The sequence below is a fragment of the Vibrio sp. 1CM24A genome (assembly GCF_023161725.1).
GTDB classification, from domain to species: domain Bacteria; phylum Pseudomonadota; class Gammaproteobacteria; order Enterobacterales; family Vibrionaceae; genus Vibrio; species Vibrio coralliirubri.
Window position 1 is genome coordinate 448,720 of sequence record NZ_JALNTS010000004.1, and the last position, 25,518, is coordinate 474,237.

A 25,518-nucleotide genomic window follows, 5' to 3' on the forward strand; every position below is an offset into this window, starting at 1 on the left:
CACTCAATATTCCAACAAATATTGAATTTTTGAATTTATGTTTGACCTTACCCTTACGGGAAGGTTTATGTTAGGGCTAGATGAGAATTGGAGTATCGATATGAACCATTACACAACTGCGCTCAACGGCCTAAATTGCATGGGGTGTGCGAAGAAAGTTCGCACACTGTTTGATGATCTCGACAATACGACGATCAATGACATATCGCCGACGTACATCGATATTTCGACACCTTTTAGTTATGTTGAGCTCAATGAACAGTTAGCAACCCTTGGTTATTCAATGGGTAATTCGCTGCACCTTTCATTATCAGGGCTCAGCTGTGGTAAGTGCGTGAACAAGCTTACTCAAGCGCTTCAACAAACCGATCAAGCCTCAAATCTAGAAGTCACCAAAGATGAATTGTCGTTGGTTACTCTACTTTCAGAATCCGAGCTTATTGAGCTGATCGAAAGTGTGGGTTATCACGCAACTCCCTACTCTGAAGCCAATAACCTTTTATCAGATTCAGAAAACGAACAAGCAGATAAAAAGATTGAAGATGCTGAAGATAAAACCACAGCTAGCCAATATACCTATCACCTTGTTCTTGAGGGAATGACCTGTGCGAGTTGTGTTTCTTCGGTAGAGAAAGCGCTGAAAAAGAATGAGTTTGTCGACCAAGCGCAGATCAACCTCGCAGAGCAGACAGCCTTGGTTTTCACCTCTCAAACAAGAGACATCATTGAAAACGCTCTAATAGAATCGGTGAAAGCTGCTGGTTATGGCGCTGAGTTTGTCGACGATGCGGCGACTCAACAGCAAAAACAACAAGAACAGCAACTTCGTACTCAACAAGCCTTCCTTAGAAACTCAGTAAGTGCATTGGTGATCGGTGCTCCACTGATGGCATGGGGCGTGTTCGGTGGCAGCATGACCATTGCCACATTTAACGATCAACTGGCTTGGGGATTGATTGGTGTCGTTTGTTTGATACTGCTTGCTACCTCAGGTCGTAGCTTCTTCACGAATGCTTGGCAGTCTCTCATGCATAAGCGTGCGACCATGGATACCTTAGTCGCTCTAGGTACAGGTGCGGCATGGTTCTATTCAATGCTGGTTGTACTGATTCCATCATGGTTCCCAGAACCATCGCGTCATGTCTATTTTGAAGCAAGTGCAATGATTGTCGGCCTTATTTCTTTAGGGCACTACATTGAAGCCAAAGCCAAAGCTCGCACCACAAAGTCTCTACAGGCACTGATTAATTTACAGCCTCAAAAAGCCGTGGTTATGGTCGATGGCAAAGAGCAAACCATTGCCGTAGAAGCCATTCAAGTCGGTATGCAGGTACGAGTAAAACCCGGAGAAAAAGTGCCGGTTGATGGTGTCGTAGTCTCAGGTGAATCTTATATCGATGAGTCGATGCTGACCGGTGAACCACTGCCCAACGTTAAATCAACTAATGATGGCGTTTCAGCGGGCACCATTAATGGTGATGGTAGTTTAATTATTGAAGCGACTGGGATTGGATCAAGCACCATGCTGGCTAGAATCATTCAAATGGTTCGCCAAGCGCAAAGCAGTAAACCAGCAATCGCCAAGCTTGCCGATTCTATCTCAGCCGTTTTTGTTCCGGTTGTGGTCGCAATCGCAGCGGTTGCCGCCCTAATTTGGTTTTTTGTAGGTCCACAACCAAGCGCCAGTTACATGTTAGTGGTATCGACCACAGTGCTGATCATCGCTTGTCCATGTGCATTAGGCCTAGCCACACCGCTTTCGATTACTGTTGGCGTAGGTAAAGCGGCTGAGTTTGGCGTTCTTATTAAAGATGCGGATGTATTGCAGTCTGCCAGCAAGATCGATGCTGTTGTGTTTGACAAAACAGGGACATTGACCCAAGGCAAACCAACCGTTCAACAGGCGTTTTACGCTAATCTAACGGAGCAAGAGTTACTGGCTTATGCTTATTCAGTAGAAGTAGGATCTGAGCACCCACTTGCCAAAGCCGTTTGCCAATATGCAGAGAGCTTGGAAGTTTCAGTACTCCCACATAGCGAATTTGAAAACCAACGAGGGCTTGGGGTTCAAGCAACAATTAACGGCAAGAACGTGCAAGTTGGCTCGCTTAAGTACCTCACCCAATTAGGTATCAATACAGAGATTGGCGCGGATTTCATCGAGCTTTGCCGCTCGCAAGCGTGGACGCCTATTTTCATTGTGATTGACCAAAAACTGGAAGGCATATTGGGCATTTCAGACGCGTTAAAAATAGATAGCAAACAGGCGATAGCTCAACTAAAATCCGCCGGAATTCACACTGTGCTATTAACGGGCGACAACGACTCTGTAGCTCAAGCAATAGGTAAAAGCGTCGGTATCGACGAGGTTATCTCGGAAGTGCTTCCAGAGCAGAAAGCTCAACATATTGTTCAGCTTCAACAGCAATATAAGAGTGTTGCCATGGTCGGAGACGGTATTAACGATGCACCCGCTCTTGCTCAAGCGGATATAGGAATCGCAATGGGCAGTGGCAGTGATGTCGCGATTGAAAGTGCGCAAATGACGCTACTCAACTCATCGCCATTATCAGTAAGCAACGCGATCGAGCTATCTCAAGCGACCGTGAGAAATATGAAGCAAAACCTATTTGGAGCCTTCATCTACAACTCGCTTGGTATTCCTATCGCAGCCGGTGTGCTTTACCCATTTTTCGGATTTCTGCTTAGTCCAGTAGTTGCAGGGGCAGCGATGGCGATGTCGTCAATTACTGTAGTAAGCAATGCCAACAGGCTGAGATTGTTCAAACCAACTCATTCTAATATTAATAAAAACCATATTCATGAGGTTAACCATGATTCGTAAAATTATGACTCTTACTGCACTCGCTGCAATCTCAGGACAAGCTTTAGCTACTGATGTTCTAAACCACAAATCTCCATACTGCGGCTGCTGCACAGAATGGACTGAACATATGCGAGATGCTGGGTTCGATGTTACAGAGAAACTCCACGATGATATGAACCCAATCAAGCAAAAGCTAGGGGTCACACAAGAGCTAGCCTCTTGCCACACTGCTGAGATCGACGGTTACGTATTTGAAGGACACATTCCAGCAGATGACATTAAAGCCTTTCTAGAAAACCCACCACGTAATGCGATTGGTTTAGCGGTTCCGGGTATGCCAATGGGTTCGCCAGGCATGGAGTATGGCGATAAGAAAGACGAGTATTCTGTGTATGCGTTTAATGAAAAAGGTCAGGTGTTTGAATACCGTCACTACAACGGAAAATAAAACCTAAACAGACCAACACACAGCAATAAAAAGAAGTCATAAAAATAGAGCCTAGCATTCAGTAAACCCAAGACTGTGGTTTACTTGCTAGGCTCTTTGCTTTTGGACAGTAAAGCAAATCTTGTCGCGGCACCAACCGGGCTGTTAGTACCGCTATGTTCCTCTCGCTAATTAGCTAGCAAGCTATTTAGCAAAGAAGTTCACTCAGCTAATAATCTAAGCGACTAAGCAGCCAAGCGAATCAGCTTAGAAGCCGTAAGAAGCACCGAATACGAATGCGTTGTTAGCGTTGTCAGCTTGGTTACGGTACTCAAAGTAAGGTTGAACGCCTTGACGAGTCCATGTCGCACGAAGCTCGTGGTCCATTGTGTTATCAGCATCGCTGATTACGTATACGTTGTTGTAGCTTAGAGCTAGCTCAGCGTTTACTGCATAACCGATACGGTTGTCAAAACGAGTTTGATCGTCAGCTTTGCTGTCTTCCATAGCGTGGTAACGAGTACGGTTGCTGATTGAGATACCGTTATCGAAGTTGTAACCAATCTTAACTAGTGGACGGTACTGAACAGTCTCACCGTTGTTTAGTAGGTGGTGATAACCAGCAGCAACCCATAGGTTGTCATTGATGTTGTACATCTGCTCAACACCTAAAGTAATGTATGGTGAATTACCAATGTTGTTATCTTGCAGAGCATCATCATCGTACTTACCAAGAGAGATACCATCGAACTCTGTTAGTAGCGTTGTACCAGAATCAAACGTGTGGCCAGCTTCTAGAGTAGACGTAGCGTTTGGTTGGAAATCAGAGTGAAATTGAACGTTACCTGTAACGTAAGAAGAACCAGCAAAAGCACTAGAAGCGAAAGCAAGAGAAAGAGCACTTAGAGCGATAATTTTTTTCATAGTAAACTGCCTTAGTTTAATTTTTTCAGCGGCACATCTTCGGTACATCATTCACCTTCACCGCTTGAGTAGTTGGTAGCCTCCCTGGCATGAAATCTATGTTGCTCGAATTAATTCGCGTTTAAAAATAAAAGAATGGGCAGAGTGATCTCTCTCACTATCAAAAAAGAACAAGTTATTTAACACTTTAAAATCATGCACTTAAAAACATAAAAATTGATAAAAAACTCAAGACGAAAAAACGTACAGATCCAGATCACATTATTTCACGCTGCGAAATTAGAATAAGTTAGTTCAATCACACTTGATTTAGAGTTTTTTATGGGGGACTTATTTTTTGAAGAGAATAATGAGAAGCGCGTCACTTTTGCGATGGAACTCACCTTATGTGCATTGTTGACGATATAAACAAAGAGTATTTCCATATGTTTCAGCTTAAGAGAAGTGCCTAACTTAGTTTGGACGAAAAAAAAGCTCCCACTTTTATCTGAATAAGACAATAGCTAGGGAGCTTTTCTATTAATGTTGCTTATCGATTATTTTACCGAAGTCACTCGACTTACTTTCTCGCCACTTTCAGAGATAGAGCGGATGTAAGTTTCACCAGAAACCGATGGACGTTGTTGCTCATCATACGTTAGCCAGTTTTCACCATCTGCTGAGTATTGAAGCTCTACGCCTGGGAATTGAACGTTCATTGCAAGCTTGCCATCAACCACTTTTGCACCCGGAACTGGCAGTCGGTAATCGATACCCGCCTTTTCAAGCTTAGCCAGCTCACGTTGGCCAACAATATTCGCGAAACGATTAAAGTCACTGTTTAGAGCCTGCTTATTCACTAAGTCAGTATCTTGAGAGTACTCAACGCCCACTTTGTAGTCGTTTTCCCAATCCGCTCGGTGCCATGCTCGCTCAGCTGCAGCAAGAACGCGTGGGAATACCATGTATTCATACTGCTCATCGGTACGTACTGTTTCAGACCAAAGCTGAGCTGACAAACCGTAGAAAGGTTTCGCTTCAATCTCACCTTTACCACTGAAGCCATTGCCGTCACGGTCTAGAGATGTTTCTGCGTTTTGTGGCATGTTCTCTGGAGCAAAACCAAACATCTTACGAGTGTCGGTTGCACGCGTTGCCCAGTAGTAACCACGTTCTGCTGCGTCTACTTCGTATGGCATATCCATGTATACGTAATCTGGGTTAGAAACAATTACGTCATAACCTTTCGCTGACCAGTCGTAAACGGATGAAGTGCCGCCCCAGTAAAGAACATCCCAGAAGTTAACGCGCGTACTTTCTGTTGCAAATGCTTCTTCACCTTCGCTGTATTTCAGGCCATCTTGCCACGCTTGGAAGTGTGGAATGCCCTTCTCAGCAACAATCTTAGACACCTCTTCTGCAAAGTGGCTTGGCAGGTGACCGAAATCGCTTACTGTACCGTCAGCAATTAATTTCTGACATTGTGGAGATTGTTGGAACGGCTTATCTTGCTTAGATAAATCAATGTTACCTTTCCATGCCACTTTGTCTTCTGCATTAATATCTTGTAAGCCAGCGCCTAACTTAATGTTTTTCGCTTCATCGCCACCAAAGTGCCAAGTCGTTAGCGGAACACCCGCTTCTTGGTGCATTGCTGCCACTTCAGAGATCACTTTATCAACAAAGTGAGTCGACGATTCCATACATGGGTTAATGAAGCTCTGCTTATCGTAGAACTGAACAGTCGTCACGTTCGATGTATCTTGTGGATCCATCAGACGGTATTCGTTCGCTTCCGCTTCTTTACCTTCCGCCATTAGGCGAGTGTAACGTGCTTCCATTGATACCACAGCAGAACGAGCGTGTGCTGGCATATCAATCTCTGGGATAACTTCGATGCTGCGCGCTTTTGCGTAGCTTAAGATCTCGACGTAATCCGCTTTACTAAAGAAACCAGAGCCGAAGTTGTCTGTTGTTGGACCTGAACCTAGCTGAGGCAGTAAACAGCTTTGCTCTTCCAAATCGAAACAACGATTAGACCCTACATCCGTTAGCTCTGGTAAACCTGGGATTTCTAAACGCCAACCTTCATCATCTGTTAAGTGAAGGTGCAGTTTGTTCATCTTGTAGGCTGCCATTTGATCTAGCGTTGCTAGGATGGCATCTTTTGAGTGGAAGTTTCGAGCAACATCCACCATCACACCACGGTAATCAAAGCGTGGCGCATCTTGGATCGACAGTTGTGGTAATGATTCAGCGTTCTGACTGTCTATTAGGCCAAAAATAGACTGAACTGCGTAGAAAGCGCCAGTTTTATCAAACGCTTTAATTGCAATCCCCTCTTCCGAGATACTTAGTTCATAAGCGCCAGATTTCGCTAAATCACCCGTAAACTGAGTAGGAACAACAGCGACACTCACAGGTAGGTCGCCACTCACATCTACGTTTACCACATCTGCACGTTCTTCAATTGCTGCGAATTGCTCAGCGTCGAATGCGTCTTTAGGTAGGGCAATACCACCAGCAATGCTAACTGAACCTTCACCGGCTTCTACCGACATTGGCGTTGGTAGTAAAGTAGTTGATACGTCTTGCGTTGCTAGATCCGCATTCTTTTCGAAACGCGTAACAGCAGTCGCCATTACGTTGTTGTCATCAGGTGTACGCTTTAGGTTGTTTCCTTCTAAACCGGTTACGAACGACGCGACATCTTCCGTATTCAATGAAGCGATCATCTTAGGTTCTGCGTTTGGTGCCGTTACAAATGCACCCGGCATAAAGTCGGTTTCAAACAGTTGCCAGTATTCACTGGTTAATGGAAGAATCACTTCTTCACCCGCTGCAAAACCATCGAACTTTTCTGTTGGTTCAAGCTTGTGTAAGTCGCCGGTTACGCGAGTGATTTTAAACTGCTCATTATCAACATCTAAGATAAGGCGAATACTGTGGAAGTAGATGGTCCAGTCTTTTGAATCAATCGCTTCACCATCGTTAGTTAACGTCATGTTCACTTTATTACATGATGCCCACTCTGCGCCTAAATCCTGACAAGCCATGCCTTCGTTTGCACCGTGGTTCGTCAAGATTTCATATTGCACATCAAGGTTATCAGCCAGTGCATTCACCACCTTTTGCTCTGGTGCTTGTGTCACAGCACAACCCGCCAAACCAGCCAGTACCGCTACAGATAGTAAGTTTCTCTTCAACATCGTATTCACCCATAAATTTAAAAATTGAGTAAGAAGCAAATTGGAGCGCTTCGAAAGTTAGCTAAACTATATGGGCTTATTTTTTACCGTGAATTAAATCAAGCAAATAAAGTGATCAGCTTCAAATCTCAAAATCAGCGACAAAATTAATTATATAAAAATCATTAAGTTAGGATTAACGGCACTTCCGTCAGTTTTATTTTGACGTAAAAATTGAGAATTGAATCACAATCTTTTTAAAGGATTTCATAAAATCGTGTCGTTGATAGAGAGAAAGGTTTAAGAGTTTGTTCGGGTTGTTATACTTTTCGTACAAACAACGTGACATCGTTCTCAAAAAAAACCGTTAAAAAACACCGTCAAAATCGATTTTAACGAGTTTAATACTTCCTTAAGGAGCCCCCCTTTGCGCCCACTCTGGTACATGGTTTTATTCGTTCTCGCTTTTTCAGCTAGACAAGCGGTCGCCGAGCCCCTTTATTGGCAAGCAAAAAAGGAGGATCTGACACTCACTATCTTAGGTTCTGTGCACGTTGGAGACGAGAGTATGTACCCCCTTCCTTCGGCGATCACCGACGCGCTAAAAAACAGTGATGGGTTAGTTATCGAAACGGATATCAGAAAGTCTGATGGCGTTGTATATCCCCACAACAAACTCACAACTGCCGATGTACTCAACGCAGAACAGCTGCAATTATTAACCGACATCTCAAAATCATTGGGCATGCCAACGCAACAACTGCTTAGCTCACCGCCTTGGGCGACTTCTCTCTCCATACAAATGCAGCAGTTAAAAAACCTTGGTTATGGCTCCGCCAGCGGCGTTGATGCGACGCTAGCGAACAAAGCGACTATCCAAGATGTTCCGGTTATCAGTTTAGAGCCACTACAATTCCAAATAGACCTGATGACAAAACAAAAGGACGACGGTAAAGAGTGGTTAGTCAGTAGCCTTGAAGAATTTGACCAAACTGATCGCGTGGTTCATTGCCTGATTGAAAGCTGGAAAGCGGGTGATTTAGCGAAGCTGGAAGCCTTCTCAGAGCTATCAGAGATGTCGCCTGAACTTGAGAAAGCATTCTTAACCGATCGCAACATAGATTGGGTAAACAAACTATCCTCCAATGATTGGAAGCTTAAGACTAAAGGTAGCTACTTGATAGTAGTTGGCACCTTACACCTAATTGGAGAAGGTAACCTTATACAGTTATTAGAAAAGGAAGGCTTCAGTGTCATCCAGCAATCACAAAGCCAACCAGCCCAATGTCAATTTGAGGCTAGCCCCAAAAGCTAACGATGCTCAACCTCATTTTGTTTTCGTTATAAAAGCATTTCCTTAATAACAGAATCTTTACATTTAATAGCACCATTGCGGTGCTATTATCTTTCGCTCTTTTTACCTATGGCGTTGTTCTAATGAAACCAGTACTTTTTGCTTTCCCTTTAGCCCTCACGATGCTGATGCCCTCAATAGCCTCAGCCAAAGAAACATGCACCATCGAACAGTTTCAGGCGATAGACATACAACCGGATACCAAAGGCGGTGTATTAGATAAAGAAAGCGGACAGTTTTTGATTACTGAGAAACCACCGATGCGCTGCGCCAATATTACGTTCACAACCTCTACAACACGAAACCGTATCGCAAGCCAAATGAACAACAATTTTGAAGCAAACTTTTACGACAACCAAACGGGAAACTCTCACTCGGTGACGTTTGATGAAGATGAAGTAAAGGCAGGTTACATTCGAATAGGCCCGAATAAGCCAGCGGAAGCGTATGTTTGTTTTGTTACCTCGGAAACACCGATAAAAGATATTACGTGTGATGTTAAGTAAATAATTTTAGGACTGGCTTATTGGCTCAATCCTTGTCTCTAAACAAGGTGTTTAGAACAACAATAGATTCTCTACTCACTCCTTCGTCGCTCTAATGAGTGGCACATATACCAGAACGCAAAAAATCCGTAGCCCCTTCTATTACAAAGAGTGCTACGGCTTTTTGCAATGTGGCTGTGAAGAGCTTATTTTGAACATCAGGCGAACCCCACCTAGGTTCCAATCCCATCTCTCATGTCCTGAAACGACGAAAGCCTGCTCAATGAGCAGGCTTTCTTAATGTGGCCGGTGAGAGGGATTCGATTGGACTGGCATTCCAGCCCCATCCTCATGTTCTAAACCAGATTAAAATGCAAAAAAGCCGTAGCATTTCTGCTACGGCTTTCTTTAATGTGGTCGGTGAAGAGGGATTCGAACCCCCGACCCTCTGGTCCCAAACCAGATGCGCTACCAAGCTGCGCTATTCACCGAGATATCTAACTGGCTGATTGCCTGTCGATGGAGCGTATGATACGGATTCTAAATTTATCCGCAAGCGCTTTTTCTCATATTTATTGTGAATTCGAATCGTTCGAACAAAAGACATACAACAACACGCTTGATGTGACGAAAAACACACAATTACCAACAAGTATTTAACTTATGAAACAGGATTGATCCAGATCAGTGAATTGATAACACCAGTTAATACACTAACCCGTGTCATATAACTTTGAGGTATACACATGGACTTTTGGCTAGATCTCCTATTTGGTAATGCGGTGGGACTATCTTCAATGATAGTAATCTTCGGGGCTCTGGGTCTCATGATGTTTTATGGAGGCTTCTTCATCTACAAAGTTATGACTGAAAAATCTCCTCACTAGAATCGCTCAGCCTAAATCATTTACTTTTAAGTATTCTTTTACTTTGTAAGTAAGTGTCAAAACGCTTTGCACCGGAGCAGACTTATTGTCTTCTCCGGTTTTTTCATTTTTAAACCCAGCCTCAACTTAGGTATACTTACCCTATCCTTCTCCAACTTGAGATACACACTATGTCTCATGATGACGACCTAGATCTATTCCAAGAAATGATGGGCGATGTTAAACGTATCGACCATGACACCGCTGAACACCAGAAAGTACACCGAGTCACAGAATCTCACCTTGCTAAGCGTGAAGCCGCTATGTGGCTGTCTGACGACGAGAAAGACTACTTATCATTAGATTACTCGCCAATGATCAAGCCAGACGATGTCATTGCTTATAAAAAAGACGGTGTACAAGAAGGCGTATACAAAAAGCTGCGCCTAGGCAAATACCCTATTCAAGCCAAGCTCGACCTTCATAGGAAAACACTGAAAGACGCACGTAACGAAGTGCTTTCATTTTTGCGTCAGTGTTTAAGAATGGATGTTCGTACCGTCATCATTGTTCACGGTAAGGGTGAACGTTCGAACCCACCTGCAATGATGAAAAGTTACGTAGCCAATTGGCTAACACAAATCAACGACGTGCAATGTGTTCATTCTGCTCAGCAATTTCATGGTGGTACGGGCGCAGTCTATGTCATGCTCAGAAAGAGTAATGAGAAAAAGCTAGAGAACAGAGAGCGCCATCAAAAGCGCACCAGTTAATAGGTTGAGATAGATAAATGGACTAGTAACGATTTTGCATCAAGATCGATATTTCGTGCCTAGACTCACTCCAAGTGCTAAAATTGCCTCAGTTAACGAATTCCAACTCAAAGCAACTATCCAAAGGTTGCTTTTTGTTTATCTATATTTCCGTTGTGAAACGCTAAGAGAATATCATGTCACAAGAATCCCAAGCTAAACGCCTTAATAAATACATCAGTGAAACTGGTTTTTGCTCACGCCGCGAAGCCGATAAACTCATTGATGCAGGCCGAGTTACTATTAACGGTAAGATCCCTGAAATGGGTACTAAAGTCTTGCCTGGTGATGATGTTGAGATCGACAATAAGCCTGTTCGCTCAAAAGAGAAGCCGATTTACATTGCTCTTAATAAACCAACAGGTATCACCTGTACGACTGAGCGTGATATTCCTGGCAACATCGTCGACTTTATCGGACACCACAAACGTATTTTCCCGATTGGTCGTCTAGATAAGCCTTCTGATGGCCTTATCTTCTTGACCAACGATGGCGACATCGTAAACAAGATCCTACGTGCAGGTAACAACCACGAGAAAGAATACGTGGTGCGTGTAGATAAGCCGATTACGACGGAATTCTTGAAGCAAATGGGCGCTGGCGTTCACATTCTCGATACAGTCACTTTGCCATGTAAAGTAGAGAAAGAGACCAAATTCTCATTCCGAATTACGCTAACACAAGGCCTTAACCGCCAAATTCGCCGTATGTGTGAAGCGCTCGGTTATGAAGTATTTAAACTGCGTCGTGTTCGTATTATGAATATCTCACTAGACGGTATTCCTAACGGCAAATGGCGCTACCTGAGCGACGAAGAGATCACTGAAATTTTAGCGATGTGTGAAGGCTCAGTAAGTACGGAAGATGCGTCAAAAATGAACGCGAAAGGTCAACGCATTCGCAAAGCGACTGACGCGAAACTTTTTGATAGCCGTGAAGAGAACCAAGCTTCAACAGCGCGCCGTAATCAAAACGAGAACCGTACTCGCACTTACCGCGGTAACAATGCGGATGAATTCCGTCATGCACCTAACTCAAAGCGTGGCCGCAATTCATCGAACAGTGAAAGCGGTGGTAATACCGAAAACTGGAAATCGAACTCTCGTTCAGAGCGTTCTAATTCAGATAGAAACCGTTCGGATCGCAATCGCACAGATCGCGATAATACCGATCGTAGAAGCGGTAAGCCGGCAAACCGCAGCCAAGATTCAAACAGACCGAACAAACCTGCACCAAAGCGTGTTGGTGGTACTTTAGGTCTGAAGAAGTAGTCTGAATCAGTAAGACGAGACACTCGATATAAAAACGCCCGCTAGATTAGTCTAGCGGGCGTTTTTGTTAGTCATTCGATAGTTTTATCATAATGACAACGACAATCTATAAACATAGATCGGCAAACTGGCCGCGAGTCAGTAGCGTTAAGTCTTTTGGGTCGAGTTCAATCTCTAGCCCACGCTTACCTGCACTCACACATATCGTTTCAAAATCTATCGCACTGGAATGAACAAAGGTAGGCAGTGCTTTCTTCTGACCAAGCGGACTAATTCCCCCCACGACATAACCCGTGGTTTTCTGAGCAATCTCTGGATCAGCCATCTCTGCTTTTTTGCCTTTCGCCGCTTTTGCTGCCAGCTTTAGATTTAGCTTCTGGTCGACAGGAATAACGGCAACCGCCAAATCTTTCGCCACACCATTCAAGCAGAACAACAGCGTTTTGAATACACGTTTGGGATCTTGACCAAGCGCTTCAACGGCTTCTAAACCATAGTTCGTATTATTCGCATCATGATGATACTGATGCACGCTATGAGCGATTTTCTTTTTCTTGGCGAGATTGATTGCAGGGGTCATAACAAATCCAAACGATAGATAAACAAAAAGCGACGCCGAGGCGTCGCTTTAGTTAAATTTATCATGGTGCTAGAGTCAATCTAATTTAACACCTATTGATACAATTGCTTGGATTCAATTACTTGTAAACCATTTGGCCTGAAGGCGCGTACTTGTTTACGTCAACCGGGCTGTTTGCTTCTAGGTACTCTTTCAGTACTTCAGCATCAACAAAACCAGTATTTACGTAACCTGGGTGGTCAGACAATTTAGGGTAACCGTCACCACCAGCAGCGTTAAAGCTTGGTACTGTGAAACGGTATGTTTCGTCTAGACGAAGCTGTTTGCCACCGATGAATACATTCGATACTTCACCGTTCGCTACTGTCATTGAGATACCAGCAAACTGAGCGTAAGCACCAGAATCGATTGGTTTAGTCGCCACTACATTTAGGTAATCTAGAACTTCTTTACCCGTCATGTCTGTGTAAGTCAGAATGTTTGCAAAAGGTTGTACTGTTAGTACATCTTTGTAAGTGACATTACCGGCTTCAATTGAGTCACGAACGCCACCAGAGTTCATCACAGCGAAGTCTGCTTTTGCACGCTCCATGTGAGAAGTCGCAATCAAACGACCTAGGTTGGTTTGTTGGAAACGAACGACGTTACGATCGCCTTCAAGCTTGCCATTTGTCTCAGCGATTTGAACTTCTAGCTGAGCTTGACCTTGCTCTTGGAAAGGACGTAGGAATTCAAGTAGTTCTGGGTCTTGTGCGATTTCATCTTGAATAAGAACACGTTGCTTCTTACCGTCAATCTTAACTTTCTTCTTAAGGTTAACTGGAATCAGGTCGTAGCTCACCATTTCTAGTTCGCCGTTACGGAATTCGTAATCAGCACGACCTACGTACTTGCCCCACTCGTGAGCTTGAACGATGTAGGTACCGTTCTGTACGTCAGGCTTACACTCATCACCCGGCTTGAAGTTTTTCTTCGCAACGTTAGGGCCTTCCATACATACAGGCTCTTGAGAGTGACCACCAACGATCATGTCTAGGTCGCCTTCGTTTAGGTAACGAGCAAGTGCGACATCACCCGGAGCATTGACACCACGTTGACCGTTTTCGTAGTGACCCATATGAGTCACAGCAAAAATTAGATCAGGTTTTTCTGTTTCTTTAAGTTCAGCGATTAGCTTCTTCGCTTCTTCTTTAGGATCACGGAAGTCGATGCCTGCGATAAATTCAGGGTTACCAATCTTTTGGGTATCTTCCGTTGTTAAACCAATAACCGCAATCTTGATGCCTTGCTTTTCGAACATCTCGTAAGCTTGGAACTTACGTTCGCCTGTCGCTTTATCGTAGATGTTCGCAGATAGCATCGGGAAATTAGCCCAATCGATCTGCTTTTCTAGTACGTCTAAAGAGTTATCAAACTCGTGGTTACCCAATGCCATTGCATCGTAACCAATTTTGTTCATACCTTTAAAATCAGGTTCTGCGTCCTGAAGGTCTGACTCTGGAACACCCGTGTTGATGTCACCGCCAGATAGAAGCAACACGCTACCGCCTTCTGCTTCAACTTCTGAACGAAGTTGGTCAACTAGCGTTTTACGCGCAGACATGCCGTATTCGCCGTATTTATTCTGCCAGAAACGACCATGGTTATCGTTTGTGTGAAGAATCGTTAGCTTGTAAGTTTCGTTTTGGTTCCAATCATGAGCTGATTGAGACGCACACCCAGCTAGAGTAGCTAGGATTGCAGCACTTAGTGCTGTCTTTAGAATAAGGCGTTGCTTCATTGTCATACCTTTGAACTTTTTAGGGGAATCCACTGCTTTTTTATCACTCAAACTCAACAAATGCCCGCTAAGGAAACATCGTTATAAGTTAGTAAAACATGAAGTAGTTTAAATTAAGACGGTAAACCTAACAGAGTGATTTCATATTTATGTAGGATAGATCACCTTAATCTCCTATCGAGTGTGTAACAAAGCGGCAAAGTTGCATTTGAGCAAATAAGTGATCACAGGCAAACGTTTTCATAATTTTTTAGATTATTTGTGATTGGCTCAATTCAACATCCCCGAAAGTGACCTTCGTTGAATTTATGCTATTTATCAAAGCCTTGATTGATACGTTATAATATAACAACTAGTGAATTGACTGGTTTGAAGATATCAACGTAACCGCAACTCGCTTATCTATAGGTACAAAAAAGCCGGCGTTTGTGCCGGCTGTTAATTATATGCAGTTCGATTATTTAATATCGATGTGCTCAAAGCCTTTGATAAGGTCATCAAGTGCTTTCATCTGCTTCAAGAACGGCTCTAGTTTGTCTAGAGGTAGCGCAGATGGGCCATCACAACGAGCTTGGTCTGGGTTCGGGTGAGCTTCAATGAACAGACCCGCAATACCTGTCGCCAGGCCCGCTTTAGCAAGTTCAACCGTTTGCTCACGGCGACCGCCAGATGCAGCACCTGATGGGTCACGCATTTGTAGAGAGTGCGTCACGTCAAAGATGATTGGGCTACCGTTTGAAGACTTCTTCATTACGCCAAAGCCAAGCATATCAACGACTAGGTTGTCGTAACCCATGCAAGCGCCACGCTCACAAAGGATGATGTTGTCGTTACCGCACTCAGCGAACTTATCAACGATGTTGCCAACTTGGTTCGGGCTCATGAACTGAGGCTTCTTCACGTTGATTACTGCGCCAGTCTTAGCCATTGCTTCAACAAGATCAGTTTGACGAGCTAGGAATGCAGGTAGTTGGATTACATCAACCACATCCGCAACAGGCTGAGCTTGAGCTTCTGTGTGGATATCAGTAATGATCTTCACGCCGAAAGTGTCTTTCAGCTCTTGGAAGATTTTAAGACCCTCTTCCATACCTGGACCACGGTATGAATGAACTGAGCTGCGGTTCGCTTTATCAAAAGACGCCTTAAATACGTAAGGGATGCCCAGCTTCTCGGTTACTTTTACATAGTGCTCACAGATCTGCATAGCAAGATCACGAGATTCAAGAACATTCATGCCTGCAAATAGCGTAAATGGCTTGTCGTTTGCGATTGGCATATCGCCAATGTGAACTGTTTTTTGTTCCATCATATTCTCTCTAAATAATTATTAATTAGTGAACAACCACTGTCTTTTCGTTCATGACGTTCACTTGAGATTTCAGTAACTCAGATGCAGGGTCATCTGGGCATTGGTCGATAAAATATTGATAATCGGTTGCGGCCACTTGGTGACAGTCTAGCTGCTGATAAATAAAGCCGCGGTCACGGATTTCATACGGATCATCCGGCACAAACGTTAACGCAAGATCGGTACACTTCAATGCAAGCGTATAACGCTCTTCTCGCAGCAGTGCACTCTTGAGCAGGGCTAACCACTTACCAATAATTGTTGGGTGGTCGGCGACTTCTAGGTGCTCAGGTTTCACCTTAGCTAATGGGCCATCATGTCCAATTAACCATGCTCGCAACGTTTGTTCGCCAACGTACTCACCGTTATAAGGATTAATATAGGCTGCAGCTTGCCCGTACCAGCTTACTTTAAGTAAGAATTGAGTCGGAAAAGAGACGCCCTCTACAGGAAAGCCTAGCTTGCGACTTAGAAAAAGAAAGATCGCCCCCAGACTCACTGGAATGCCTTTCCTTCTCTCAAGCACTTTATCGATGAACGCGTTTTCCGAAGAAAAATACGCATCTTTATCGCCAGCAAAGCCCCATTCATAAAAAAATAGTCGAATAAAAGATTCAAACTTCTGCTGTTCATCGGTTTCATTAACCAGAGCAAACTCGGCGTCTTTTAACAATCTCGCCAGCTCTTGCTCTGACCAACTGTCTTGAGTTTCTGGGTTAATCGCTTTATTTAAGATCAATGCACCTTCAGCTAACTCTAGCTGGTCAAAGTCTTCATCAAAAAATTCGTACATAGATAGTTAACCGAAATAAGGAGATAATTAACCGAAAAATGTTGGTGTCTTGGTCATTGCGATTTTGCCTGCCATCGCTAACCAGCCAAGCGCACCAAAGAAAGAGAATACTCTCAGTAGCTTGTTTTTACCTAGCTTAAGCGCAAAGAAACCTAATGCGATGTAAGCCATAACACAAGTTAGTTTTTCGGTTAACCATGGTGCTGCTGGTGTGAATGGAATAAAGCCAGTGATGAAAATCAAACCAATACCCGATAGCAATAGCAACGAGTCATTGATATGAGGGAAACGCTGCAAGAAAGGATGCTTAAGCTTAGGTGAGTTAGCCATCATAAGAGCGAAACGAATCGAAAGAAGTAGCGCACTTATAGCAATCGTTAATAGGTGAAAATGTTTTAGACCTTCGTACATGGTATTCCTTTATATTTTTATATGTGCTTTCGTTAACACGAGCCTCACAATACCCGTTAATGCCCTGTATTTCTTCGTTAAATGCATTACCGAGTTAAATGTATTGTCGAGTTAAAGGTATCAATTTAGCAAGTTCATCATCCATTGCTCACAAGACGATTAACAATCACTAACTATGAACAGTAACGACCCAATGTCACTCGGTCATTACCACCGTAATCTTTCTCTGTGACAACATCGAGATAACCGAGCGCCTGCATAATCTCACGTACTGCCAAACCTTGGTCGTAACCGTGTTCAAATGCCAACCAGCCTTCATTTTCCAAAAAGCCGCGAGCGTTTTCAGAAATGTATCGGATATCTGCAAGCCCTTTCTCTTCAGCAACCAGTGCTGTGATAGGCTCAAAACGCACATCACCTTGAGACAAATGAGGATCATTCTTCTCAATGTATGGCGGGTTAGAAATAATCAGAGAGAATTTCACAACGTCTTCAGAGCTCAAAGGCTCAAACCAACTACCATGCAAAAAAGTCGCATTGGTGATGTTGAGACGTTGTGCATTCTCTGTAGCAAGTAGCTGTGCTTCAGGGCGAAGATCAATACCCGTTACCTGTCGATTCGGCATCTCAGACGCCAATGCTAACGCGATAGCACCTGTACCTGTCCCTAAATCGAGAATCGCGCCTTGCTTGCCATAGGTTTTATCTAAAGCTACCTCAACCAAACGCTCGGTATCTGGGCGTGGGATTAATGTAGAAGGGGAAACTTTTAACGGCAGTGACCAAAACTCACGCTCACCGATAATGTAAGCCACAGGCTCACCGGTTAAGCGACGTTTTAGAAGGGCATTGAATTCAGACTCTTGCTCAGAGGTGAGATGCTTCTCAGGCCAAGTCAGTAGGTAAGATCTTGGTTTATCTAAGGCGTGACAAAGCAGTACCGCGGCATCAATAGAGGGTGATGTGTTATCACCCTCTTGAAGCTTTACGATTGCTGCTTTTAAAGCACTTTCAACCGTATATGCTGACTGCATACTGTTTAGTTGTTCTCTGCAAGTGCAGCAAGCTGATCGGCTTGGTGCTCTTGAAGTACAGGATCAAGCAAGCTTTGCATGTCACCTTCAAGTACTTCGTTAAGACGGTAAATTGTAAGGTTGATACGGTGATCAGAAACACGACCTTGTGGGTAGTTGTACGTACGAATACGGTCACTACGGTCACCCGAACCTAGTAGGTTACGACGTGTATCAGAAACCGCTGCCGCGCGTCGCTCTTCTTCTGCTTGAACAATACGCGCAGCAAGAACAGCCATCGCTTTCGCTTTGTTTTTATGCTGAGAACGTTCGTCCTGACACTCTACTACTGTACCCGTTGGTAAGTGAGTAATACGGATTGCTGAATCCGTGGTGTTAACGTGCTGACCACCCGCGCCTGATGCACGGAAAGTATCAATTTTAAGGTCGCCCGCTTTGATTTCTGGAAGATCCGCTTCTGGGATTTCCGGCATAACCGCAACCGTACATGCTGACGTGTGAACACGGCCTTGAGATTCAGTTTCAGGCACACGTTGTACACGGTGACCGCCTGACTCAAACTTCATTGTGCCGTAAACAGCGTCGCCACTAACCTTAGCGATCATCTCTTTGTAGCCGCCTTGCTCAGAAGCATTGCTACTCATGATTTCAACGCGCCAACCTTTCTTCTCAGCAAACTTAGAGTACATACGGAACAGGTTGCCCGCGAAGATACCCGCTTCATCACCACCCGCGCCTGCACGGATTTCAAGGAAACAGTTACGCTCATCGTTTGGATCTTTTGGAATCAGAAGAATCTGTAGCTCATCAGTCAAACGTTCAATCGCCGCTTTTGCGTCTTTGATTTCGTCTTGAGCCATTTCACGCATTTCAGCGTCATCTTCGTTTGCCATCTCTTCAGCAGCTTCTAAATCTTCTTGAGCTTGCTGGTATGACTGGAAGCAAGCCGTCACTTCTTCTAGTTGAGAGTACTCTTTAGAAAGTGCACGGAATTTGTCTTGATTCCCGATTACATCTGGATCACCAAGTAGATGTTGAACTTCTTCATAGCGTTCAACAAGTGTTTCAAGCTTTACTAGAATCGAGGCTTTCATAATGTCTTATTCTGTTGGAGGTCTAATATTATTGAGGGTTTTCTAAGCCCAAACTCTGTCTAATGACCATTAATTTTGCAGGTTCTCCTTGCTCAGCTGCACTTTGAAGTGCGCGCGTTGGAGCATGGATCAATTTGTTTGTGAGCTTATTACTTAGCTCAAGTAAGACTTTCTCAGGGTCACCGCCAGCAGCAAGTGATTGTAAACTCTTACCTAATAATTCTTCTCGGATTTCGTTGGCCGATTTACGGTAGTCACGAATACTGTCTACAGCTTGCAGTGAACGCATCCAACTCATGAATGCCGCACTTTCTTCGCTAACGATTGCTTCCGCTTGAATCGCTTCCACTTTGCGCTGTTCAATGTTGCCATCAACAATCGACTGCAGATCATCCACTGAATAAAGGTAGGCGTCGTTTAATTCGCCGACCTGAGATTCCACATCACGCGGAACCGCAATATCAACCAGCAACATAGGTTGATGTTTTCTTGTTTTCAGTGCAGTTTCCACCATGCCTTTACCAATGATAGGTAACGGACTTGCGGTTGAGCTGATTACGATATCCGCTCGATGCAGGTGATCAGGGATCTCATTGAGGCTGATCACTTCAGCACCAAACTCTTCAGCCAGCCCTAAAGCACGCTCACGAGTTCGGTTAGCCACAATCATCTTGGTACAGCCATTCGCTGAAAGATGCTTAGCCACCAACTCAATGGTTTCACCCGCACCCACCAATAACACAGTTGAATCGGCAATCGACTCAAAGATGTGCTTGGCTAACGTACAAGCTGCGTAAGCAACCGAAACCGCGCTTCCGCCGATCTCCGTTTCAGTTCGAACACGCTTCGCGACAGAGAATGATTTCTGGAACAGCTTTTCCATTGAAGCATCAACAGATTTGCTCTCTCGCGAGTCTGTATAAGCTTGCTTCACCTGACCTAAGATCTGTGGTTCACCCAATACTAAAGAGTCCAAGCCACAAGCTACGCGCATTAAGTGTTTAATCGCCGCCTGCTCTTCATGGATATAAATGCTCGGTTTTAGCTCTTCAGGGCTCACTTGATGGAAAACTGACAACCAATCGATGAGCTTGTTTTTTGCCACGCCTTTGACGTCACAATACAATTCAGTTCGATTACAGGTAGAAAGTATGACACTTCCATTTACGTGTGCATTTGCGTTAAGTTGCTTGAGTGCCTCAGATAATTTATCTGGACCAAAAGCGACTTTTTCTCGCAATTCAACCGACGCTGTATTGTGATTGATACCTACGGCAAGCAAAGACATGTATCAGAAGTTCTCGATCAGGGAATGGAAACAAGGGGCGAATTTTACTTGATGCATGGCTCTATTTAAAGAGCAAGCGGGATTTGTTTTCCTGACTTCGTGAATTCAATGCTATAGTTGAAGCGTTTTTTAGATAAATTTGAACAAGTTGTGAGCAAATATGAGCAAGCTTCTCAAAATCGCGTCTGTTATTTTTATGGCCATAATTATGGTAGGTTGCTCGTCTATCCCAGAACAACCAACCAGCGTTGAATGGCAAAGTCACCAAGATCGGCTTTTACGCATAGAAAACTATCAAGCCTCAGGCAAGCTCGCTTACATTTCCCCAGAGCAACGCCAAAGCCTAAATTTCATTTGGAAGCATTCACCAAATCAAAGTCAATTAAGGCTTACGACTTTTCTCGGTCAAACTGCATTAAACCTAACCATAAATCCATCGGGTGCAAAAGTCGTGACCTATGATGATCAAGTATTTACTCATGCGAGTGCTTCGGTCTTGGTTGAGCAGCTGACAGGCTTACAGATCCCTATTGATCATCTGCCACAATGGTTCCTTGGCATTCCAGACCAAGCCGATAGCTACCAATTGAACACCACCAACACGCTTGAATCTCTCACCAAACAAGTCAGCAACCAACTATGGACACTGAGTTTTGCTAACTATCGCAATACAGAGATGCCGAGTAAGCAACTATCGGATGAAGACAGCGAAAAAGTAGAGACAATCCCACTCCCTACTCGATTGTCATTCAAGCAAGACAATAACAAAATCAACATTGTAGTTTCGAAGTGGACACTGAAAAAATGATAACAACGCCAACCCATTGGCCTTCTCCGGCTAAACTGAATTTATTTCTCTATATCACTGGTCGACGTGACAATGGCTATCACGAACTTCAAACTTTATTTCAGTTTGTCGATTTTGGTGATGAACTGACGGTGACCGCAAACTCAGAAACTAACTCGATAACAATCACACCAGAAATTCCTGGGGTAGCACTTGAAGACAACCTGATCTGGAAAGCCGCTACTGCACTACAGCAATATACCTCAACCTCTTTCGGTGCCGATATTGAACTCAAGAAAGTACTGCCTATGGGTGGCGGTATTGGCGGAGGCTCTTCAAATGCAGCAACCGTATTGGTCGCTCTGAATTATTTATGGCAACTCAACCTATCGGATGATCAACTCGCCGAGATCGGTTTGAAGCTTGGTGCTGACGTTCCTGTCTTCGTTCGAGGCCACGCCTCCTTTGCTGAAGGGGTTGGAGAACAGCTACAGCCCGCTAATCCGGATGAAAAATGGTATCTTGTGGTTAAGCCTCAAGTGAGCATAGCAACTGTAGACATATTCACACATTCAGAATTAACTCGAAACACGCCAAAGCGAGCGCTATCAACGCTTCTAGAGCAAGAATACGTAAACGATTGCGAAAAAATTGTGCGAATGCTGTACCCAGAGGTTGATAAGCAACTTTCATGGCTGCTACAATACGCGCCGTCGAGATTGACTGGCACAGGTTCGTGCGTTTTTGCTGAATTTAACAGCAAAAAAGAAGCCGAATTGGTGCGAGAACAACTGCCTGACACAGTTTCCGCTTTCGTAGCGAAAGGAAGAAACATTTCTCCTTTAAAAGAAACTTTGGCTGAATACCAATCAGCCCACCCACAATCTATTTAAAACTGGACGCAACCCGAGGTTTCCACCGTGCCTGATATGAAGCTATTTGCTGGTAACGCAACACCTGAACTAGCCCAACGTATTGCTGATCGTCTATACATCTCTCTTGGCGATGCTACTGTAGACCGTTTTTCTGATGGCGAAGTCGCTGTTCAAATCAATGAAAACGTTCGTGGTAGCGATGTATTCCTGATTCAATCAACTTGTGCACCAACCAATGACAACCTTATGGAATTGGTGGTAATGATTGACGCAATGCGCCGTGCTTCTGCTGGCCGTATTACTGCTGTAATCCCTTACTTCGGTTATGCCCGTCAAGATCGTCGTGTACGTTCTGCTCGTGTGCCAATTACTGCAAAAGTTGTTGCAGACTTCCTTTCTAACGTTGGCGTTGACCGCGTTCTTACTATCGACCTACACGCAGAGCAAATCCAAGGCTTCTTCGATGTACCTGTTGATAACATCTTCGGCACTCCAGTTCTTCTAGAAGACATGGCTAACCGTGGCCTAGAAAACCCAGTAGTGGTTTCTCCAGACCTTGGTGGTGTTGTACGTGCTCGTGCAACGGCTAAAGCGCTAGGTGATGTTGACATCGCTATCGTTGATAAGCGTCGTCCACGTGCTAACGTTTCTGAAGTAATGAACCTAATCGGTGATGTTGAAGGCCGTGACTGTGTTATCGTTGATGACATGATCGATACGGGTGGCACACTATGTAAAGCAGCTGAAGCGCTTAAAGAGCGCGGTGCTAAGCGTGTATTCGCTTACGCAACTCACGCTGTTTTCTCTGGTACTGCTGCGAACAACATCAAGAACTCTGTTCTAGACCAAGTTATCGTAACGGATTCTATCTCTCTATCTCCAGAGATGGCTGCGACTGGTAAAGTGACAACACTTAGCCTTTCTCGCATGCTTGCTGAAGCGATTCGTCGTATCAGCAACGAAGAATCAATCTCAGCGATGTTCAACTAATCAAAGCCCAATAGCTTTGCTTTAGGAACACACGAGAGAAAAACATTAAGCACTTCATTCAATGAAGTGCTTTTTTTATGTCTGAGTAATATTGCACTGTTAGTTATCACAAACAGGAATAATCGCGCAGCTATAAGCTAGCTCGCACCTTTTTCATAAACTGTGATATCATACGGCGCTTTTTGAAATCCCAAGAGAGATCCATACCTTGAGCCAACAAATAAAACTTCTCGTTGGACTGGCTAATCCAGGTCCAGAATACGCCAAAACTCGCCACAATGCGGGCGCTTGGGTAGTTGAAGAATTAGCGCGTGTACATAACGTGACACTAAAGAACGAACCAAAGTTCTTTGGCCTAACGGGTCGTATCATGGTTCACGGTGAAGATCTTCGTTTGCTGATCCCAACGACTTTTATGAACTTGTCAGGCAAAGCAGTTGCAGCCTTAGCAAAGTTCTACCAAATTAAACCAGAAGAGATCATGGTCGCTCACGATGAGTTAGATCTGCCTCCTGGTATTGGAAAGTTTAAAAAAGGCGGTGGTCATGGTGGACATAATGGTCTGAAAGACATCATCAGCAAACAGGGTAACAATAAAGAATTCTATCGTCTTAGATTAGGCATTGGCCATCCAGGACACAAAGATAAAGTTGCAGGTTATGTATTAGGCAAAGCTCCTCAAAAAGAGCAAGAGTGTATCGAGGCCGTCGTTGACGAATCGGTTCGCAGCCTAGACATCTTATTAAAAGATGGCCTACCAAAAGCACAAAATCGCTTACATACGTTCAAAGCAGAATAAGGTTTATATCATGGGTTTTAAATGTGGCATCGTTGGTCTACCAAACGTTGGTAAGTCAACTCTGTTTAACGCACTGACTAAAGCAGGCATCGAAGCAGCAAACTTTCCATTTTGTACGATCGAACCAAACACAGGTATCGTTCCGGTTCCAGATCTACGCTTAGATGCATTAGCAAAAATTGTTAATCCACAGAAGATCCTTCCAACGACAATGGAATTCGTAGATATCGCGGGCCTAGTAGCTGGCGCATCTAAAGGTGAAGGTCTTGGTAACAAATTCCTAGCTAACATCCGTGAAACTGACGCTATCGGTCACGTTGTACGCTGCTTTGAAAATGAAAACATTGTTCACGTTGCTGGCAAAGTATCTCCAATCGAAGATATCGAAGTGATCAACCTTGAACTTGCATTGGCTGACTTAGACAGCTGTGAGCGTGCAATTCAACGTAACGCGAAGAAAGCAAAAGGCGGCGACAAAGACGCTAAATTCGAAATCACTGTACTAGAAAAGCTACTTCCAGTTCTAACTGAAGGTGGTATGGCGCGTACTGTTGAACTTGGCAAAGAAGAAGCGGCAGCAATCGGCTACCTAAACTTCCTAACGCTTAAGCCAACAATGTACATCGCAAACGTTGCAGAAGATGGTTTTGAAAATAACCCATACCTAGACGCTGTTCGCGAATACGCAGAAAACGAAAACAACGTAGTTGTTGCCGTTTGTGCAGCAATCGAATCTGAGCTTTCAGAGCTTGATGACGAAGATCGCGAAGAGTTCCTAGCCGATATGGGTATCGAAGAACCAGGTCTTAACCGAGTGATCCGTTCTGGTTACGAACTACTGACTCTTCAAACTTACTTCACAGCTGGCGTTAAAGAAGTTCGCGCTTGGACAATCCCTGTAGGTGCAACTGCGCCACAAGCAGCGGGTAAGATCCACACAGACTTCGAGAAAGGTTTCATCCGTGCTGAAGTTGTTGGATTCGATCACTTCATCGAATTTAACGGTGAGAGCGGTGCGAAAGACGCAGGTAAATGGCGCCTTGAAGGTAAAGAATACATCGTTAAAGATGGTGACGTTGTTCACTTCCGCTTCAACGTATAATTCTGATTAAACATCTAGAAAAAAGGCCAGTGAATTCACTGGCCTTTTTGTTTTTCTCGTTTCTAAATTGCCCCTCATCAAAAACTTAACTTCCTATATATATCGCCTTTTAGAGCTATTTTTTGTCGACAAATACGCCTCTTTGCCTAAAAAGAAACCGAACAGATGTTTATTCGCGATTTATTCAAAAAAAAAGTTGACGGGTTTCGCTCAACTACGCATAATGCGCCCCGTTCACAACGAAGCGGCAACGTCTCGAAATGGACGACAATTTGGAAATGGCTACTTAGCTCAGTTGGTTAGAGCACATCACTCATAATGATGGGGTCGCAGGTTCAAATCCCGCAGTAGCCACCATTTCCTAAGCACTTTGTTTGTTATTAAACACATGTTTATTAACGACAAGAGTTTTTAGGAAAGTAAAGCGGTCGTGGCGGAATTGGTAGACGCACCAGATTTAGGTTCTGGCGCCGAGAGGTGTGAGAGTTCAAGTCTCTCCGA

22 protein-coding genes and 2 tRNA genes are annotated in these 25,518 nt (G+C 44.1%); 13 read left to right on the forward strand and 11 right to left on the reverse strand.

All coding sequences use genetic code 11. The features are described from left to right. The first annotated feature begins 37 nt into the window (after window positions 1-37). Together MSG38_RS11935 and MSG38_RS11940 are read left to right on the forward strand one after the other, a co-directional pair. Window positions 38-2,845, forward strand: coding sequence for a heavy metal translocating P-type ATPase (locus tag MSG38_RS11935; RefSeq protein ID WP_248401918.1), 2,808 nt, complete (start codon window positions 38-40; stop codon window positions 2,843-2,845). Then, on the forward strand, window positions 2,835-3,275 hold the full coding sequence (locus MSG38_RS11940; RefSeq protein ID WP_017060536.1) for a DUF411 domain-containing protein: 441 nt from the start codon (window positions 2,835-2,837) through the stop codon (window positions 3,273-3,275). Before MSG38_RS11935 ends, MSG38_RS11940 begins: the two co-directional genes overlap by 11 nt. 246 nt (window positions 3,276-3,521) lie before the next feature. Here MSG38_RS11940 and MSG38_RS11945 read toward each other — a convergent pair whose 3' ends face one another. Continuing rightward, window positions 3,522-4,178 carry an oligogalacturonate-specific porin KdgM family protein gene (locus MSG38_RS11945; RefSeq protein WP_086714017.1) on the reverse strand — a complete coding sequence of 219 codons (657 nt, stop codon included), beginning with the start codon at window positions 4,176-4,178 and terminating at the stop codon, window positions 3,522-3,524. A 536-nt stretch (window positions 4,179-4,714) separates the two neighbouring features. After that, window positions 4,715-7,366 (reverse strand): beta-N-acetylhexosaminidase, encoded by a 2,652-nt coding sequence (locus MSG38_RS11950; RefSeq protein WP_050646263.1) that lies wholly within the window; start codon window positions 7,364-7,366, stop codon window positions 4,715-4,717. Between the two features lie 406 nt (window positions 7,367-7,772). Here MSG38_RS11950 and MSG38_RS11955 point away from each other — a divergent pair, with 406 nt between their 5' ends. After that, a complete protein-coding gene (locus MSG38_RS11955; RefSeq protein WP_248401919.1) occupies window positions 7,773-8,660 on the forward strand; it encodes a TraB/GumN family protein in 888 nt (295 codons plus the stop codon). Window positions 8,661-8,782: 122 nt separating this feature from the next. After that, complete coding sequence (locus MSG38_RS11960) at window positions 8,783-9,205, forward strand: hypothetical protein (RefSeq protein WP_050633625.1); 423 nt, start codon at window positions 8,783-8,785, stop codon at window positions 9,203-9,205. 393 nt (window positions 9,206-9,598) lie between these two features. Here MSG38_RS11960 and MSG38_RS11965 read toward each other — a convergent pair. Continuing rightward, window positions 9,599-9,675: transfer RNA gene (locus tag MSG38_RS11965), tRNA-Pro, on the reverse strand. Between the two features lie 255 nt (window positions 9,676-9,930). Here MSG38_RS11965 and MSG38_RS11970 point away from each other — a divergent pair. The 3 genes from MSG38_RS11970 to rluF all read left to right on the forward strand — a co-directional run bounded on the left by MSG38_RS11970 (window position 9,931) and on the right by rluF (window position 12,133). After that, on the forward strand, window positions 9,931-10,071 hold the full coding sequence (locus MSG38_RS11970; protein ID WP_017062321.1) for a DUF3149 domain-containing protein: 141 nt from the start codon (window positions 9,931-9,933) through the stop codon (window positions 10,069-10,071). 170 nt (window positions 10,072-10,241) lie between these two features. Next, the gene (smrA, locus tag MSG38_RS11975; RefSeq protein ID WP_017076135.1) at window positions 10,242-10,823 is read left to right on the forward strand and encodes a DNA endonuclease SmrA; all 582 of its coding nucleotides are present in this window, start codon (window positions 10,242-10,244) and stop codon (window positions 10,821-10,823) included. A 176-nt stretch (window positions 10,824-10,999) separates the two neighbouring features. After that, entirely contained in the window at window positions 11,000-12,133 is a 1,134-nt protein-coding gene (gene rluF / locus MSG38_RS11980; RefSeq protein WP_248337274.1) for a 23S rRNA pseudouridine(2604) synthase RluF, read from the forward strand. A 106-nt stretch (window positions 12,134-12,239) separates the two neighbouring features. On the opposite strand, the gene ybaK is transcribed toward rluF, so the two are convergent. From ybaK to hemA, 8 genes are all read right to left on the reverse strand, one after another. Further along, window positions 12,240-12,713, reverse strand: coding sequence for a Cys-tRNA(Pro) deacylase (gene ybaK / locus MSG38_RS11985; RefSeq protein WP_248401920.1), 474 nt, complete (start codon window positions 12,711-12,713; stop codon window positions 12,240-12,242). A 118-nt stretch (window positions 12,714-12,831) separates the two neighbouring features. Further along, entirely contained in the window at window positions 12,832-14,493 is a 1,662-nt protein-coding gene (ushA, locus tag MSG38_RS11990) for a bifunctional UDP-sugar hydrolase/5'-nucleotidase UshA (protein WP_248401921.1), read from the reverse strand. A gap of 457 nt (window positions 14,494-14,950) precedes the next feature. Then, window positions 14,951-15,805 (reverse strand): 3-deoxy-8-phosphooctulonate synthase, encoded by an 855-nt coding sequence (gene kdsA, locus MSG38_RS11995; RefSeq protein ID WP_017069619.1) that lies wholly within the window; start codon window positions 15,803-15,805, stop codon window positions 14,951-14,953. A 22-nt stretch (window positions 15,806-15,827) separates the two neighbouring features. After that, window positions 15,828-16,637 (reverse strand): SirB1 family protein, encoded by an 810-nt coding sequence (locus MSG38_RS12000; protein WP_248401922.1) that lies wholly within the window; start codon window positions 16,635-16,637, stop codon window positions 15,828-15,830. Window positions 16,638-16,664: 27 nt separating this feature from the next. Beyond that, complete coding sequence (locus tag MSG38_RS12005) at window positions 16,665-17,048, reverse strand: SirB2 family protein (RefSeq protein WP_009848726.1); 384 nt, start codon at window positions 17,046-17,048, stop codon at window positions 16,665-16,667. A 173-nt stretch (window positions 17,049-17,221) separates the two neighbouring features. After that, window positions 17,222-18,082, reverse strand: a complete 861-nt coding sequence (gene prmC / locus MSG38_RS12010) for a peptide chain release factor N(5)-glutamine methyltransferase (protein ID WP_248401923.1) — start codon at window positions 18,080-18,082, stop codon at window positions 17,222-17,224. A 5-nt stretch (window positions 18,083-18,087) separates the two neighbouring features. Continuing rightward, window positions 18,088-19,176: a peptide chain release factor 1 gene (gene prfA, locus MSG38_RS12015; protein ID WP_019821589.1), complete on the reverse strand. Its 1,089-nt coding sequence runs from the start codon at window positions 19,174-19,176 to the stop codon at window positions 18,088-18,090. Between the two features lie 28 nt (window positions 19,177-19,204). Then, window positions 19,205-20,464, reverse strand: coding sequence for a glutamyl-tRNA reductase (hemA, locus tag MSG38_RS12020; protein ID WP_248401924.1), 1,260 nt, complete (start codon window positions 20,462-20,464; stop codon window positions 19,205-19,207). 160 nt (window positions 20,465-20,624) lie between these two features. On the opposite strand from hemA, the gene lolB reads away from it, so the two are divergent. The 6 genes from lolB to MSG38_RS12050 all read left to right on the forward strand — a co-directional run bounded on the left by lolB (window position 20,625) and on the right by MSG38_RS12050 (window position 25,374). Next, entirely contained in the window at window positions 20,625-21,272 is a 648-nt protein-coding gene (gene lolB / locus MSG38_RS12025) for a lipoprotein insertase outer membrane protein LolB (protein WP_248401925.1), read from the forward strand. After that, complete coding sequence (ispE, locus tag MSG38_RS12030; RefSeq protein WP_248401926.1) at window positions 21,269-22,144, forward strand: 4-(cytidine 5'-diphospho)-2-C-methyl-D-erythritol kinase; 876 nt, start codon at window positions 21,269-21,271, stop codon at window positions 22,142-22,144. Before lolB ends, ispE begins: the two co-directional genes overlap by 4 nt. A gap of 27 nt (window positions 22,145-22,171) precedes the next feature. Then, window positions 22,172-23,116 carry a ribose-phosphate pyrophosphokinase gene (locus MSG38_RS12035; RefSeq protein ID WP_004739814.1) on the forward strand — a complete coding sequence of 315 codons (945 nt, stop codon included), beginning with the start codon at window positions 22,172-22,174 and terminating at the stop codon, window positions 23,114-23,116. Window positions 23,117-23,324: 208 nt separating this feature from the next. After that, the gene (gene pth / locus MSG38_RS12040) at window positions 23,325-23,915 is read left to right on the forward strand and encodes an aminoacyl-tRNA hydrolase (protein WP_004739815.1); all 591 of its coding nucleotides are present in this window, start codon (window positions 23,325-23,327) and stop codon (window positions 23,913-23,915) included. A 10-nt stretch (window positions 23,916-23,925) separates the two neighbouring features. Next, window positions 23,926-25,017: a redox-regulated ATPase YchF gene (ychF, locus tag MSG38_RS12045; protein WP_010439159.1), complete on the forward strand. Its 1,092-nt coding sequence runs from the start codon at window positions 23,926-23,928 to the stop codon at window positions 25,015-25,017. A gap of 280 nt (window positions 25,018-25,297) precedes the next feature. Beyond that, a tRNA-Met gene (locus tag MSG38_RS12050) sits at window positions 25,298-25,374 on the forward strand. Window positions 25,375-25,518: the final 144 nt, after the last annotated feature.

Excerpts from the sequence above, each read along its gene's own strand:
- MSG38_RS11935 (WP_248401918.1), top strand. The coding sequence starts at position 38 with ATGTTTGACCTTACCCTTACGGGAAGGTTTATGTTAGGGCTAGATGAG.
- MSG38_RS11950 (WP_050646263.1), bottom strand. The coding sequence starts at position 7,366 with ATGTTGAAGAGAAACTTACTATCTGTAGCGGTACTGGCTGGTTTGGCG.
- MSG38_RS11970 (WP_017062321.1), top strand. The coding sequence starts at position 9,931 with ATGGACTTTTGGCTAGATCTCCTATTTGGTAATGCGGTGGGACTATCT.
- prmC (WP_248401923.1), bottom strand. The coding sequence starts at position 18,082 with ATGCAGTCAGCATATACGGTTGAAAGTGCTTTAAAAGCAGCAATCGTA.
- ychF (WP_010439159.1), top strand. The coding sequence starts at position 23,926 with ATGGGTTTTAAATGTGGCATCGTTGGTCTACCAAACGTTGGTAAGTCA.
- MSG38_RS11960 (WP_050633625.1), top strand. The coding sequence starts at position 8,783 with ATGAAACCAGTACTTTTTGCTTTCCCTTTAGCCCTCACGATGCTGATG.
- MSG38_RS11945 (WP_086714017.1), bottom strand. The coding sequence starts at position 4,178 with ATGAAAAAAATTATCGCTCTAAGTGCTCTTTCTCTTGCTTTCGCTTCT.
- ispE (WP_248401926.1), top strand. The coding sequence starts at position 21,269 with ATGATAACAACGCCAACCCATTGGCCTTCTCCGGCTAAACTGAATTTA.
- hemA (WP_248401924.1), bottom strand. The coding sequence starts at position 20,464 with ATGTCTTTGCTTGCCGTAGGTATCAATCACAATACAGCGTCGGTTGAA.
- ybaK (WP_248401920.1), bottom strand. The coding sequence starts at position 12,713 with ATGACCCCTGCAATCAATCTCGCCAAGAAAAAGAAAATCGCTCATAGC.
- MSG38_RS11940 (WP_017060536.1), top strand. The coding sequence starts at position 2,835 with ATGATTCGTAAAATTATGACTCTTACTGCACTCGCTGCAATCTCAGGA.
- ushA (WP_248401921.1), bottom strand. The coding sequence starts at position 14,493 with ATGAAGCAACGCCTTATTCTAAAGACAGCACTAAGTGCTGCAATCCTA.
- MSG38_RS12000 (WP_248401922.1), bottom strand. The coding sequence starts at position 16,637 with ATGTACGAATTTTTTGATGAAGACTTTGACCAGCTAGAGTTAGCTGAA.
- kdsA (WP_017069619.1), bottom strand. The coding sequence starts at position 15,805 with ATGATGGAACAAAAAACAGTTCACATTGGCGATATGCCAATCGCAAAC.
- MSG38_RS12005 (WP_009848726.1), bottom strand. The coding sequence starts at position 17,048 with ATGTACGAAGGTCTAAAACATTTTCACCTATTAACGATTGCTATAAGT.
- lolB (WP_248401925.1), top strand. The coding sequence starts at position 20,625 with ATGAGCAAGCTTCTCAAAATCGCGTCTGTTATTTTTATGGCCATAATT.
- smrA (WP_017076135.1), top strand. The coding sequence starts at position 10,242 with ATGTCTCATGATGACGACCTAGATCTATTCCAAGAAATGATGGGCGAT.
- prfA (WP_019821589.1), bottom strand. The coding sequence starts at position 19,176 with ATGAAAGCCTCGATTCTAGTAAAGCTTGAAACACTTGTTGAACGCTAT.
- rluF (WP_248337274.1), top strand. The coding sequence starts at position 11,000 with ATGTCACAAGAATCCCAAGCTAAACGCCTTAATAAATACATCAGTGAA.